This window comes from Erythrobacter colymbi (assembly GCF_002155685.1).
In the GTDB taxonomy this organism is placed as follows: Bacteria; Pseudomonadota; Alphaproteobacteria; order Sphingomonadales; family Sphingomonadaceae; genus Erythrobacter; species Erythrobacter colymbi.
The window spans coordinates 136,827-150,782 of sequence record NZ_MUYK01000001.1; the positions used below are offsets into that span (position 1 = coordinate 136,827).

General features: G+C 66.2%; 10 protein-coding genes and 1 tRNA gene. 6 read left to right on the plus strand and 5 right to left on the minus strand.

Annotated features, from left to right (window positions below; genetic code table 11):
• Positions 1–11: 11 nt before the first annotated feature.
• Positions 12–2,102, plus strand: a complete 2,091-nt coding sequence (locus BZF57_RS00685; protein WP_086733573.1) for a RelA/SpoT family protein — start codon at positions 12–14, stop codon at positions 2,100–2,102.
• Between the two features lie 331 nt (positions 2,103–2,433).
• Here BZF57_RS00685 and BZF57_RS00690 read toward each other — a convergent pair whose 3' ends face one another.
• Positions 2,434–3,519 carry a peptidylprolyl isomerase gene (locus BZF57_RS00690; protein WP_086733575.1) on the minus strand — a complete coding sequence of 362 codons (1,086 nt, stop codon included), beginning with the start codon at positions 3,517–3,519 and terminating at the stop codon, positions 2,434–2,436.
• A 222-nt stretch (positions 3,520–3,741) separates the two neighbouring features.
• Between BZF57_RS00690 and BZF57_RS00695 the strand changes: the two genes are divergently transcribed.
• Positions 3,742–3,832, plus strand: a tRNA-Ser gene (locus BZF57_RS00695).
• Between the two features lie 887 nt (positions 3,833–4,719).
• Positions 4,720–7,017, plus strand: a complete 2,298-nt coding sequence (locus tag BZF57_RS00700) for a TonB-dependent receptor (protein WP_086733577.1) — start codon at positions 4,720–4,722, stop codon at positions 7,015–7,017.
• Here the strand turns inward: BZF57_RS00700 and BZF57_RS00705 are convergent.
• Entirely contained in the window at positions 7,001–7,408 is a 408-nt protein-coding gene (locus tag BZF57_RS00705) for a winged helix-turn-helix domain-containing protein (RefSeq protein WP_086733579.1), read from the minus strand. The two genes, BZF57_RS00700 and BZF57_RS00705, sit on opposite strands and share 17 nt — an antisense overlap.
• Before the next feature lie 543 nt (positions 7,409–7,951).
• Here BZF57_RS00705 and BZF57_RS00710 point away from each other — a divergent pair.
• Together BZF57_RS00710 and BZF57_RS00715 are read left to right on the plus strand one after the other, a co-directional pair.
• A complete protein-coding gene (locus BZF57_RS00710; RefSeq protein WP_162290928.1) occupies positions 7,952–9,331 on the plus strand; it encodes an amidohydrolase family protein in 1,380 nt (459 codons plus the stop codon).
• A 19-nt stretch (positions 9,332–9,350) separates the two neighbouring features.
• Entirely contained in the window at positions 9,351–10,232 is an 882-nt protein-coding gene (locus BZF57_RS00715; protein ID WP_086733583.1) for an alpha/beta fold hydrolase, read from the plus strand.
• On the opposite strand, the gene BZF57_RS00720 is transcribed toward BZF57_RS00715, so the two are convergent.
• Entirely contained in the window at positions 10,229–10,867 is a 639-nt protein-coding gene (locus BZF57_RS00720) for a TetR/AcrR family transcriptional regulator (protein ID WP_162290929.1), read from the minus strand. The two genes, BZF57_RS00715 and BZF57_RS00720, sit on opposite strands and share 4 nt — an antisense overlap.
• Positions 10,868–10,932: 65 nt before the next feature.
• Between BZF57_RS00720 and BZF57_RS00725 the strand changes: the two genes are divergently transcribed.
• On the plus strand, positions 10,933–12,441 hold the full coding sequence (locus BZF57_RS00725) for a dipeptidase (protein WP_206073172.1): 1,509 nt from the start codon (positions 10,933–10,935) through the stop codon (positions 12,439–12,441).
• Positions 12,442–12,579: 138 nt separating this feature from the next.
• Here the strand turns inward: BZF57_RS00725 and BZF57_RS00735 are convergent, their stop codons facing one another.
• Positions 12,580–13,179 carry a GNAT family N-acetyltransferase gene (locus BZF57_RS00735; protein WP_086733588.1) on the minus strand — a complete coding sequence of 200 codons (600 nt, stop codon included), beginning with the start codon at positions 13,177–13,179 and terminating at the stop codon, positions 12,580–12,582.
• Positions 13,176–13,946 (minus strand): HD domain-containing protein, encoded by a 771-nt coding sequence (locus BZF57_RS00740; RefSeq protein WP_086733590.1) that lies wholly within the window; start codon positions 13,944–13,946, stop codon positions 13,176–13,178. The genes BZF57_RS00735 and BZF57_RS00740 overlap by 4 nt, the downstream gene beginning before the upstream one ends.
• Positions 13,947–13,956 lie beyond the last annotated feature (10 nt).

The window sequence follows — 13,956 nt, forward strand, 5'->3', positions numbered from 1 at the left end:
ATCATAGCGTGATGCTGCGCCAGTACGAACTCGTCGAGAAGGTCCTCGATTACGACCCCGACGCCGACGAGGCGATGCTCAACCGCGCCTATGTCTACACCGTGCAGAAGCACGGCAGCCAGAAGCGCGCGAGCGGCGATCCCTATTTCTCGCACCCGGTCGAGGTCGCGGGGCTGATGACCGACCTGAAGCTCGACCAGGCGACCATCATCACCGCGCTGCTCCACGACACGGTCGAGGATACGCTCGCCACGATCGACGACATCGAGGCCCATTTCGGTCCCGAGGTCGCGCGGCTGGTCGACGGGGTGACCAAGCTCTCCAAGATCGAGGCCATGCCCGAGAACGAGCGCGCGGCGGAAAACCTGCGCAAGTTCCTGCTCGCCATGTCCGAGGACATCCGCGTGCTGCTGGTCAAGCTCGCCGACCGCCTGCACAACATGCGCACGCTGCACTTCATCAAGAACCCCGAGAAGCGCCAGCGCATCGCGCGCGAGACGATGGATATCTACGCCCCCCTCGCCGAGCGGGTGGGGATGTACGAATACATGCACGAGATGCAGGCGCTGGCCTTCCGCGAGCTTGAGCCCGAGGCCCACGCCACCATCACCGGCCGGCTCGAACAGCTGCGTTCGCAGGACGGCGGGCAGGTCGATGCGATCGCGCTCACCATCAAGCAGCGCCTCGCCGAAGCGGGTCTCAAGGTCGAGGTCTACGGACGCGAGAAGCACCCCTATTCGATCTGGCACAAGATGGCCGAACGCCATGTCAGCTTCGAGCAGGTGACCGACATCATGGCCTTCCGCGTCCTCACCGACACCGAGGAGGACTGCTACCGCGCCCTGGGCGTGCTCCACACCACCTGGCAGTTCCTGCCCGGGCGGTTCAAGGACTACATCTCGACGCCCAAGTCGAACGGCTACCGCTCGCTGCACACCTCGCTGATGTACGAGAATTCGATGCGCGTGGAGGTGCAGATCCGCACCCGCGACATGCATCGCACCAACGAATTCGGCCTCGCCGCGCACTGGGCCTACAAGCAGGGCGACAAACCCGATGGCGAGGTGGGCTGGCTGCGCGACCTGATCGAGATCGTCGATGCCAGCCACGATGCCGAGGAACTGCTCGAGCACACGCGCATGGCGATCTATCAGGATCGCATCTTCGCCTTCACCCCCAAGGGCGCCCTGTTCCAGCTGCCCAAGGGCGCGACCGCAGTCGACTTCGCCTTCGCGGTCCACACCAATCTCGGCCTCCAGACCGCCGGCGTGAAGATCAACGGCCGCCACATGCCGCTGCGCACCCCGCTGGCGAATGGCGATGTGGTCGAGATCATCAAGAACCCCCACGCCAGCCCGCAGCTGTCATGGCTGGCCTTCGTCGTCACCGGCAAGGCGCGCGCTGCCGTGCGCCGTGCGGTGCGGATGAAGGAGCGCGCCGAGGTCGCCGCCATCGGCTCCAAGCTGTTCGACGAAATCTCCGCCCGCGTCCCCGCCCGCATCGGCAAAAAGGCGATCCGCGCCGCGGTCGAGCGCCTCGGCATGGAGGAGCCCGACGACCTCATGTACGCCATCGGCGCGGCCAAGATTTCCGACCGCGAGGTGATGGAGGCACTCGTCCCCGGCTGCACGGCGGGCATCGAGGAAGACGAGCACTGGGAACGCCGCGAGCGCGCAATCTCGATCCGCGGCCTTACGCCGGGCGTCGCCTTCGAGCTCGCCCCCTGCTGCCACCCGGTCCCGGGCGACCGCATCGTCGGCATCCGCCGCAAGGGCGAACCCGTGCTGGTCCACGCGATCGACTGCCTCGAACTGGCGAGCGGGGTCGATAGCGACTGGATCGACCTTGCCTGGGGCAACCAGTCATCCGGGGCGACCGGCCAGCTTTCGGTGACGATCTACGACCGGCTCGGCACGCTTGCCGAAATGGCGGGCATCTTCGCGCAGAACAAGGCCAACATCATCACCCTGATGCAGGCCCATATCGACCACCCCTTCGTCACCTATGACGTCGAGGTCGAGGTCGAGGATGTCAGCCACTTGAACCGCATCGTCTCGGCCCTGCGCGCGAGCGACGCCGTGGCACAGGCGGAACGGCAGTAGTTCCCCCCCTCCCGCCTGCGGGAGGGGCCGGGGGTGGGCCCTTTGGACCGCGCAGCGACTGCCGAGAAAGCTACGCGGCTTCGCCGCGGGGTTTCTCGCAGAGATCGCAGAGGAAAGAGAGGCGCAGATATGTCGCGCCTGCGGCAAAGCCGCATTCCACCTCGGAGGGTGCGACAAGCCGGACCGTAGCATTTCGTAGAGATGCCTTCGGCACAGGGCGACCCCTCCGCGCCTCCCCCTTTCTTCTCCGCGCCTCTGCGAGAAACCCCGCGGCGTAGCCGCGTAACCTTCCTCCGTGGTCTCCGTTCCTCTGCGATCTCTGCGCGAACCCTTACGAGGCGCGCCGCACCGGCACCTTGATGTTGCACACGTCCGCGCCGCCTGCGGGCACGATGAAGAACGGATCGCGGCGGTTGGCGATGGCTTCGGCGTAGCGGGCGAAGGTGGCGCTTTCGGTGGAGAGGTATTCGAACTTGAGTTGCTCGCCTGCTGGAAGGTCACTCGCCACCCGCACGGTCAGGATCGGGGTGCGCTTGCCCGCTTCCTCGGCGGTATAGAACCCCAGCGCCCCCGACCCGCGCGGCAGCGAGGAGAGGTGCTGCATCCCCTCGATCACCCGGCCCACCAGCGCGATGTTGCGGTCGAGATGGCGCGGCGCATGGCCGATGACGGTGTAGAGCTCCGCGCCCGAGCCGGTGTCGGGGGAGTAGTTCCGCCCGACGCCGACCATGCCGTAGCAGTGGATGGGCCACCACGGAGCGTCTGCGCTCTGCCCCTCGTTCGCAAGTGGCCAGCCCATGAGGACTTCGACCCACTCTGCGTAAGAATCGCGCTGATGCCAACCGGCGAACGTGGCGCGGGTCTGCGTGCCTCTTACGTCCGGTGCCCTGTTGTGAAATGACACGTCGGTGTTGTGCGTCCAGTCCACATCGGCATAGCCGGCTCGGGTCTGGTCGTTAATGGCTTCACCGTTAAATGCCAGTGTGACGTCGATCGTGCTTGCGACATACTCCGCCTCCCCCATCACCTTCAGCCCCTCGGGCAGCGGCTTCGGCTTCCCCTTCGCCTCGGGGTTGTCGTAATTGGGATCGCCCCACTGGGTGACGTAATTGTCCTGCACCCGGTTGACCGAGATGCCGTCATACCACTTGGCGCGGGCGAAGAGCCGGATGTTGTGGACCCAGCCTTGCGAGAAGGGGGAGGGCATGAGCTGGATCACCACCTGCCGCGGCTTGCCGTCCGCATCGGGCGCGAGGGTCATCACCAGCAGGTCTTCCGCCGGAATCGCCACCCAGTCGCTCTTGGGCGCGGCGGCAACGATCTCGGACGGGGCAGGCGCCCCCTTGGGCTCGTCCTGTGCAGAAAGCGGCAAGGCAAGGGCTAGCGCGGCGGTGGCGGCGAGGCGTGCGGTTCTCATGGCTGCCGGTGTGCCATACTCGCCCCGAAAAGCAAAAACCCCTTTCCGCGGCAAAGGGTCGCGCGGAAAGGGGCTCTTGCGGCCGCGTTCGCAGGGAATGCCGATCCGCGCAGCGCTGCCACGCGACTCCTTTACCACGATTCCCGAGGCTCCCCAATCCCGAGTGCCTTGCGGAAGTGCCGATCTCCCGCTATCCGCCGCGCCTTGCCCTAGCCGGCAAACGGAGCAGTGGCCGAGTGGTCGAAGGCGCACGCCTGGAAAGTGTGTATACGTCAAAAGCGTATCGAGGGTTCGAATCCCTCCTGCTCCGCCACCGATCCCTGAAAAACTTGAGTTTTTCCTCTCAAGGGTCGCCAGTTCCCATAAACGCTCCCCGATACGAGGTCGGCATGGGGCGAGCGGCATGGCGGGGCATTTCTTTCTGCCCAAATCTGGATCACATACCGGTAACGGCTTGGAAGCTGAGAACGGTACACACCCTACGCGACGGATCGCAGCATCTATTCGCACAGATATGCTTTGCGTAACAGCGAGATAACCAGCATCGCTATAGACGGCAGCTTCCCAATCAGGTTCGGATAGGCCCGAATCTGCTAATCAGATCCGAGTTAAGCGCACTGAGCCCTTTGAAGCGATAAGGCATTTTTGAGCGTGGCTCGCAAATCAGTTTTGATTGACCAGGTGGCTGCAAACCGGAGGTCGGCAACCGCTAAGGTGCATGGATTGCCTTCAGCCACACACCCCGCCCCAGCTTCGCAATATCAAATCGCCGCAGGTCCGGCACCCGTAGCCATGTCGGCCCCTGCTTGCATTAACCTCGCGCCATATGCTTGATGGCAGATCATTCCGGCGAACGACGATACACCTGCCCTCAATGGCCGAGTTTGGCGGAACAAGCCATTGCAAACAGTATTTATGAGCGACCGGGTCTGGGTCGGAAGCCGTCACGGTTCAGATCGGGCCACGAACGACGGCTTTGCCCGCGCTCTGGAAGATTTCGGAAGTTCGCCTTCCGAGCCCATAACTGCCCCCAGGTTCTTGATTGATCAGCAAGGCCACCCGCCGCAAATCCCCATTGCCTGATCGAATTATCTATATATCATCAGATATAGATTCGACAGGCGATCAGGGGACCTTTTGCGCACTATTCTTCCAATCGGCCTGCTAGGCAGCGCCGCACTTGTGCTGCCACCACCGGCCATGGCGGAGGCGGTGTGGGCGGAGGATGGGGCAGGCGATCCGATCATCGTCACCGCGCGCCAGCGTCCGGAGGAGGCGCAGGACGTGCCTGCCGCGCTCTCGGTGGTGGACGCGCGCTGGCTGGAGCAGTCCTACACGCTGAACACCCGCGACCTGACGGTGCTGGTGCCCGCGCTCAACTACTCCTCGGCCAATCCGCGCAACACGGCCTTCACCATCCGCGGGCTGGGATCGAGCGTGGTCGCGGTGAGCCAGGCGAACGACGGGCTGGAACCTGGGGTGGGCTACTATGTCGACGGGGTCTACCACGCGCGGCCTGCGACCGCCGCCTTCGACTTTTCGGACATTGAACGCATCGAAGTGCTGCGCGGGCCGCAGGGGACGCTGTTCGGGAAGAACACCACGGCGGGTGCAATCAATATCCTCTCGGCCGCGCCGAGCTTCACGCGCGCCTACAATGCCGAGCTGAGCGGCGGCGAGCGGGCTTTCGCGCAGGGGCGCTTTTCGGCGACCGGGCCGCTCGCGGGCGAGACGCTCGCCTATCGCCTCTCGGGCACCTTCACCCGGCGTGACGGGGTGCTGCGCAATGTGCGGACCGGCGCGGACCAGAACACCTTGGGCGCGCAGGCGGTGCGCGGGCAGGTGCTTTGGCAGCCTTCGCAGGACTTGCGGTTCCGGCTGATCGCCGACTTCGCCAATTTCGACAGCGAATGCTGCACGCAGGTGTTCCTGCGCGTCGGCACCAGCCTGCGCCCCGCCGCGCGGCAATATCCGGCGTTGGCAGCGGCGGCGGGCTATGCCCCGCCTAGCACCAATCCCTATGACCGCCTGACCGACATCGACGCGGCGCTGGCGGTGAAGACCAGCGAGGGCGGGGTGGCGGCGACCGCCGACTGGGACATCGGCCCGGCGACGGTCAAGTCGATCAGCGCATGGCGCTTCTGGAACTGGGACGCGGCGAACGACCGCGATTACACAGGCCTGCCGATCCAGCTGATCCAGCGCATCCCCTCGCGGCAGGATCAGCTCAGCCAGGAGGTGCGGATCGCATCGGACGGGGACCGCGCGCTGAGCTATGTCGCGGGGCTTTATTTCTTCCGGCAGGTGCTGACCGGCAGCCCCAATTCGGTGTTCGGACCCTATGGCGCGCCGTGGCTGATCGGGGCGACGACCGGCGCGAATGCCACGCCGGTGCCCGCCAACCTGCTCGACGGTTACGGACAGACCGGCGAGACGCGCTTTGCGGTCAACAGCTACGCCGCCTTTGCCGAGGCGAACTGGCGGATCGCGCCGCGCCTTACGCTGACCGGGGGCTTGCGCTACACCTACGAGAGCAAGGAGGGCGATTACAGCACGCAGGTGTTCGGCGGGCCGGTGGTGACCTCGCCTGCGCTCATCAACGCGCGCCTCGGTGTGCTGCGGCCGCAGACCTATGCCGCGCGTGACAGTGAGGGCAGCCTGTCGGGCCGCGCCAATGTCGCGTGGGAGCCCGCCGATGACGTGCTGCTCTATGCCAGCTTCGCGCGCGGGTTCAAATCGGGCGGGATCAACATGTCGGGCCTGCCGCTCGATGCGAACAACCAGCCCGCGCTGGCGACCGCGGTGGTGGAGCCCGAGCGCAACACGACGTGGGAGGCGGGGATCAAGTCGGCGCTGTGGGACGGGCGACTGACCCTCAACCTCGCCGCCTATCGCACAACGGTGCGCGATTTCCAGGCGACCGTGGTGGATTCGAGCCAGACCGTGGCGCTGCGCGGCTACCTGTCGAACATCCCGGCGGTGCGGGTGCAGGGGGTGGAGGCCGATGCGCGGTTCACCCTCGGCAGGCTGACTCTGGTGGGCGCGCTCGCCTATGGGGACGGGACGTATACCGACTACCCGGCGGGCCCCTGTCCGCTGGAGCTCCAATCCTCTGCCACCGCCGCCTGTGACCTCACCGGCCAGCGCCTCGCCGGCCTGCCGCGCTGGTCGCAGACGCTGAGCGCCGACTATGCCGTCCCGCTCGGAAGGGGCGCGGTGTTCATCCACGCCGACAGCAATTGGCGCAGCGGCTATCCCGGCGATCCGAGCCTGTCGCGCTTCACTGTCATCGATGGCTACAATCTCGCCAATGCGAGCCTCGGCTACCGGCGCAAGGATGCAGAGGGCAAGGGCTGGGAGGTTGCTGTCTTCGCGCGCAATCTGCTCGGTGCGGACTACATCCAGAACCTCACCATCCAGGCCGGCAATTCGGGGCTGATCCTCGGCACGCCAAGCGACCCGCGCACCGTGGGGGTGACGGTCAGGTTCCGGCGATAGGCAGGTCTGCCCCTTCGTCCCGCTGTGTGGGACGAGGGGAGGGCAGAAGCGACTGGTCGATGATCGCCGCAAGCTCCGCACCGCAGGCCTGCTCCAGTGCGCCTTGCAGTTGTCGGTATCGGGCAAGGATCGCTTCGCCCAGTCCGGTCAGGTGCGCGCCCGCTTTCGGGTTGCCCGGCGTGGTCGCCACCAGAGGCTCGGCCCAGCAGCGGTTCATCGTGTCCACCAGCAGCCATGTGCGGCGATAACTCATTCCAAGCGCTCGCCCCGCCGCCGAGATCGAGTGGTGCGAAGCAATGGCTTCGAGAAGGTCGGCCTTGCCCGGGCCCATCGCGATCTCGTCGCCGCACATGATCTGGACCTTGAGCTTGATAGGGGATCCGCGCTGCATAGCACAGTTGTAGCCGCGCTAAGGTTGCAGTCTACCATCAATCCGATTGAAGTCTCTGCGGCAGGTTTCCACCCACAAACGGTCATCGATACAGTCCATCGCCAACGTCTGCTCTCGATTAAAGCCCCCATTAGAGGCCTGTGTTAGATCGGGTCCTGCACGAGGTGTCCCTCGATCCGGCCCTCGGCGAGGTTGGTCCAGAACAGATTTTTGCTGTGCTCCAGAAGAAATGCAAAGGTTCATCATCGTCGCCGTAAGAAATCTGAACGAATGTTCGCATAGGGACTCGACTCTTATCTGAACGTATGATCAGATATTGTCATGCCCGATCTGCACCATCATCGCCATGCCCCCATAACGCCGGGCGACGACTGGCCAGCATTCCTCGATGCAGCTCATCAGATGACCAACGCCTCGTGCTGCGGCGGAGGCGGCGGCGGGAGCGCGCCTCTGGCTGGCGGCGCGACAAAGCCCCCCGTGCTGTTGGACAAGGGATTTGCCGCCTGGCGCGACAGCGTGGCTGGGGCGCGTCCGAGAGTCCCGGTGGAACGCGGCCCGTTCGTGCTGCCGGGTGTCACCCTCCATGAGGCCGGCCGTGCACCGGAAGGGCCAGTCGACCTGCTGGTCGAGAGCGGGCGGATTGCCGGCATTTACGCGCCCGGCACCATCGGCGTCGCGGTGCGGGTGATCGAGGCACTGCGCGGGCATACTGTCACGACGGCGCTCACCGACATGCACATCCACATGCCGCCGGACAACATCCTGCGCCTGACCCCGCTGTTCATGCTTTTGAACCTGCGTTTCGGCGTGGTGCGCGCCCGCGATGCAGGCGATCCCGACGGCTCCTCGACCCCGGCGGCGCTGGCGCTGGTCCAGTCGGGTGCGCTGCCCGGACCGCAGATTCACTACGCCTACGCCTTCGTCGGCGATGGCCGCGCGCGCTGGGGCAACACCATCGCCATGACGCATCCGGACGAGGCCGCGGGGATCGTCGCTCGCCTCAAGTTCGCGGGCGCAAGCTGGATCAAGGCTTACGAGAACCTCGATGCGCCGCGCATCGCCGCCCTGTGCCGCGCTGCCGAGGCGGAAGGGATGCAGGTCATGGGCCATGTCCCGACCGCGCTTCGGCTCGAGGATGCGCGCCTGCCCGATGCGCAGCACGGTTTCGGCATCCCCGAACCCGCCTCGCTGCGGCGCGACCATATCCTCAATCGCAACATCGACTGGGAGTCGGTCGATCGCGCGCGGATCGAGCAGGTGATCGCGGGCTGTCTCGACCACGGCCTTGCGATGACACCGACCCTCGTCACCACCCGCGGGCTGCTGCGGATGGAGGATTGGGAGCGTGAGCGCAGAGCCCCTGACACCCGGCTGCTGTCCGGCTTCTACACCGACATCGTCTGGCACCCTGACCACGGCCTGCCGGTCTATCGCGGCATCACGCCCGAGGATTTCGACCGCGCCCGCGATGCCTTTGCGCGCAAGGTCGAAGTGGTGGGTGAGGCCGTCAAAGCAGGTGTCGACATGCGGCTCGGCACCGATACACAGCAACCCTTCATCATTCCCGGCATCGCCCTGCATGACGAGATGCGCGCCTTCGAAGCGGCCGGTGTGACGCGCGAGCAGGTGTGGCGGATGGCCGGCCCTGAAGCGTCGCGGAAGCTTGGCGTCGAGGATGCGGGCCGGATCGCGGTCGGACAGCGTGCCGACCTGATCGTCACCCAGCGTTCGCCCTTTGCGCCCGACTGGTCGCCCGACATGATCAAGGCGACGATCTGCGGCGGAGCGTGCCTGCTCGCCAGCGATCTCGACAGCGCGATCCGGGTCGAGCTGCGGCGCTTCGAGAACCGCTTTGCGCGGCACCTTGTGCGTTGGCTGGCGCGCTTCTCGCTGAACAAGGCTGCGCGCGATTTCGTCGGCTGATCCTCAGGAAACCCCGCAGATGACGAGACCCCGCGCCGAATCCCGCATCCTCGACGCTGCCGCGCGCCGCGCCCTGGGCGGCACCTTTGCCGAGCTGCCACAGGGCGTCACCCGCTATCGCTTGCAGGGGCGTAGCGATGGCGATCTCGTGGTGCTGATCCACGGCTATTCGGTGGGATCCTTCGTCTGGGAGCCGCTCGAAATGCTGCTCGCGGCGCAGGGTTTCGCAACGCTGTCATTCGACATGCCGGGGCACGGTTTCACCGACCGGCCGAAGGCAAACTACACCCGCACCCTGTTCCGCGATCACCTTGCCGCGCTGATCGAGACCCTGGCACCCAATGCGCGACTGCATCTGGTAGGCTGGTCAATGGGCGCCATGGTCGCCAGTGAGTTTGCCGTGCGGCACAATGACCGGGTGGCCTCGCTGTTCTTTGTCTCGCCCTCGGGCCTGCCGATCCGCATCGGGGTGCTGGGTCGCACGGCCTTCGTCCCGGTGCTGGGAGACCTCGGCTTCGCGATGATCGGGAGTGCGTCGCTGAGAGCCGCGCAGGCCAACTTCTTTGCTGACGGGAAGGCGCCGCAGCCATTCCTCGACCGCTACGACCGGCAGGCGGCCTTCAAGGGGTTCGCCCGCGCGATGCTCTCGACGCTGCGGTGCATGAACATGGACGATTTCCGCGAAGGCTATGCGGCTTTGGGCGCATCGGACCTGCCGGTCGAGGTGGTCTGGGCGCGCGCCGACCGGGCGACGCCCTTTGCCAACCACGAAACCTTCGCCCGGCTCGTGCCGGAAGCGCGGATCCATCCGCTGGACGGGGTGGGGCACGCCAGCCAGTTCGAGGCACCCGATCTGATTGCGTCCTCCCTCTTGCCGTGGCTCAGGGAGAAGATCGGCTAGTCAGCTTGCGAGCGTAGCCCGCGGGCGACGAAGTGGCCCACCAGTTCGGCGACATCGGCAAGATAGCGCGCGCGTTCGGCGGCATCGCGCGGCGGGACGCCTGCCATGGCACCGATCAGCGCGTGCTGCGCAATTGTCAGCACCTCTTCTCGGCGAAGGGCATCGGCCTCGGGGCGGCCTTCAGCGAAGGCATCCGAGACCATACCCCGGATCATCTCGCGCAGCGCGCCCGCCAGCGCCGCGCGGGGTCCATCGGGCTGGGGGCGGACGAGACACAGGGTCTCGGGCCGCGCCGCCTGAAGCGCGACCACGCCGTCCATCAGCGCGGCGAAGAATGCGACGGGGTCCTCGCGCGCAAGATCGGGCGACAGGCGCGGCGCGAGTTCGGCCACGGCGTCCTCCGTCACCTGATCGACGATCGCCGCACCCAGATCATCGAGATCGGCAAAGAACTGGTAGATCGCAGCCGGCGAGCATCCCGCGCGGCGGGCGAGCGGGCGCATCGCCAGCGCCTCGCCATCCTCGGCGATCATGGCAATCGCGGCTTCGATGATCCGGCCCTTGGTCGCCACGCCGTTGCGGCGCACCGGAGTGCGGGGTGCAGGCCGCTGGATTTTATCTGAACTAGTGTTCACAAAAGACTCGCAATTACCTGAACGCCTGTTAGCATAGCTAGATCGTCACCGACAGGAGAAACCGCATGGCGGCTTGGGTAGTGCTAGGCGCATTGGTGGGGCTCGCGCTAGTGTGGACCGTGCTGGTCCGCACCGAGACATTCACGGCGGAGCGCATTTTCGGGACACGCAGCACGCCGCGCCCGCCGGTCTCGGCCACGGCGCTGGAGCTGCACGAGAAGCTGATCGTGGCCGATCTTCACGCGGATTCGCTGATCTGGCGGCGTAACCTGCTCCACCGCAGCGACCTTGGCCATTTCGACTTCCCGCGCATGGCCGAGGGCGGCGGCGCGGTGCAGGGCTTTCTGGTGGTGACCGAAAGTCCGAAGGTCATCACCGGCGGCGGCATTTCCGACAAGAGCGACCAGCTGACCGCACTCGGAATCGTCGATCAATGGCCGCTGCGCGCGATCCTCGACCAGACCGAACGCGCGCTCTATCTTGGGGGAAAGCTGCACCGCTTTGTCGGACGTTCGGGCGGGACGGTGCGTCTGATCCGCACGGCGCAGGATCTCGCAGCCATGCTCGCCGCGCGCCGGGCCGATCCTGCCGTGCGCGGAGCCTATCTCGGGCTCGAGGGGGCGGATGGCACAAGCTACCGTATCGAGAACCTTGGGCGGCTGTTTGGCGCCGGGTTCCGCACGACCGAGCTGTGCCACTACACCGACACTGCCTTTGCGGGATCGTCCTCGGGCATTTCAGGTGGCGGCCTCACCGCGTTCGGGCGGGAGGCGGTGCAGGAACTGGATCGGCTCGGTATGATGATCGACCTTGCCCATGCGTCCCTCCGCACCGTGTCCGACGTGCTGGCATTGAGTTCGCGCGCACCCCTCGTCACCCACACCGGCAGCGCTTCCTGCCATCACGATCCCAAGTGCCTGCCCGACGAACTCCTCAGGGAGATCGCCGCGCGGGGCGGCATCATCGGTCTGGGTTTCGTGCCCGACTATGTCGGCGAGGGAGAGCTGGATGCCATTTCCCGCGTGCTCGATCACATGATCGCCGCGCTTGGTCCTCAGGCGGTGGCGCTGGGTTCGGGCTTCTGCGCGCTCGCGCAACCGGTGCCCGTCCACCACCTGCCGCGCATCACCGAGGCCCTGCTGCGCTCGGGCCATGACGAGGGCGTGATTGCGCAGGTTATGGGCGGCAACGTGATCCGCTATCTGTCCGAAAACCTGCCCGGCGGATCACCTGCCGGGACCAGCGATGAGCGCGCGAGGGAGACGCAAGCCGCCCGAACAGTCGCGCTCGCGGATCAGGCGGGCGGGGCTGCAGGCGATGACCGAATTGGGCGGAAATTCCTGCCCTGCGCGCACAAGGCTGTGTTCGGCGACGATTCAATTGTCGCCGATCACCGCGCCGTCCATGATGGTCGAGCCGATACCGATCAGGCAGCGGTCACCGATGGTGCAGCCGGGAGTGTTACGCGGTGGGTGATCGAGCAATCCTCGCCGACGATGGTGGGCGTAGTGTTGCCGAAGTGGATCATCACGAAGTCCTGGATGTTGGTGCGCGCGCCGATCCTGATCTCGTAGGCTTCCGAGCGCATCACGACATAGGGAAACACCGAGACATCGGGGCCAAACGTGATGCGGCCGTAGAACAGGGCGGTGGGGTGAATGAAGGCGGCCTGTGCGGTGTCGATCGCGCTGATTGGCTAGTGATACCCGTTGTCAGTCTTTCGGCCGGACCATAGTCCAGAAGCGCGGGCCGCTGGGCACCTGCCAGTCGTCGACGATGGCAAAGCCGAGCCTTTGGTAGATGGCGACATTGCTCGCCTTGGCGGTCTCGAGGCAGGTGTCGACCCCGAGCCTGTTCGCTTCGGCAATCCCGGCGCGGATCGCCCGGCCGCCCCAGCCCTTGCCCTGCGCCTCGGGGCGCACGGCGGCATAGCGCAAGTAAAGGTGATCCTCACCCGCCGGGACATGGCGGGCGAGATGCTTGCCAACCTTGTCCGCGCGGCCCAGCGCCGTGCCGAAGATCCGCACCAGCCGCCACAATTCGGCCGGGGTCAGCGGATCATGGTGATGCACTTTGCCCGGCAGGCGCCACAGCGTCACCGCCTCGCGCTGCGGCGCGGCGAGGATCATGCCGTGGCGCAGATGATCGGCGAAAAGCCAGTCGAAGAGGCGCGGCAGGCGCCGACTGCGCGTGGCCGGATCGGGAATGATCCATGCCAGCGCGGGATCGTCCTGAAATGCCAATGCCAGCGTTTCGACAGCGCGGGCGCGCATCCCGGTTGCGCCGTCGATGATGGTGCTGGTCTCGCTCATGAGGGAAACGGCGCCTGTCTGACGGCAAGGCCGAACCCGGCCCGCAGGGCGAAGGCAAAGCGCCCGCCGGGGACGGCTCGCGCTTCCTTCCCGAGACGGCGGATCAACTCGGCCTTGAAGGCCCCGCGCGGGTGCTGGCGCAGCACGCCGGCAACGAAGTCCTTGGGCAGATGGGCGAGTCTGAGGCCGGTCAGATCGACCATGGCGCCATACTGGGTATAGGCGCCCAGCACTCCGTCGCGTGCTGGCGTGACGCCGATGGTGGTGTGCACGATCAGCGCATCGGCCAGATGATCGCCCACCGCTGCGGGCGCATGCGCATCGCAGGCGCACTGGCGCGCGGCAGCGGCGCTGCGCCAGGTGAAGTCCTCTCCCGCGACATCCTTCATCAGGCCGACATCATGCAGCAGTCCGCATATGTGGAGCAACTCCGGATCGGGCCTGTGCCCGTCTATATGCGCCAGCGCCCGGGCAAATGTCGCCGAGCGGTAGCCGTGGGCCAGCAGCGCCGGGCTCTGCGCGAGCGCGGCTTCCTCGGCCAGCTGCACCAGTTTGCTGTCGGGCACCGGCGGCAGGTCCTCGACGCGGCCGGGGCGCTGGAAGAAGGGAAACATCCGTTGCCACAGGTTCTGGACCTGCTGGCGCGAGGCAACTGCCAGGCCGCGCGCGCATTCGCTTCCGTTCATCACCCCGCCGCTGCGGGCGAGCCAGCCGGGGCCGCCGAAGCGATCGGGTTCGGGGAGGGGGGGAAACGGGCGCTGTGTCACGAATCTAAGT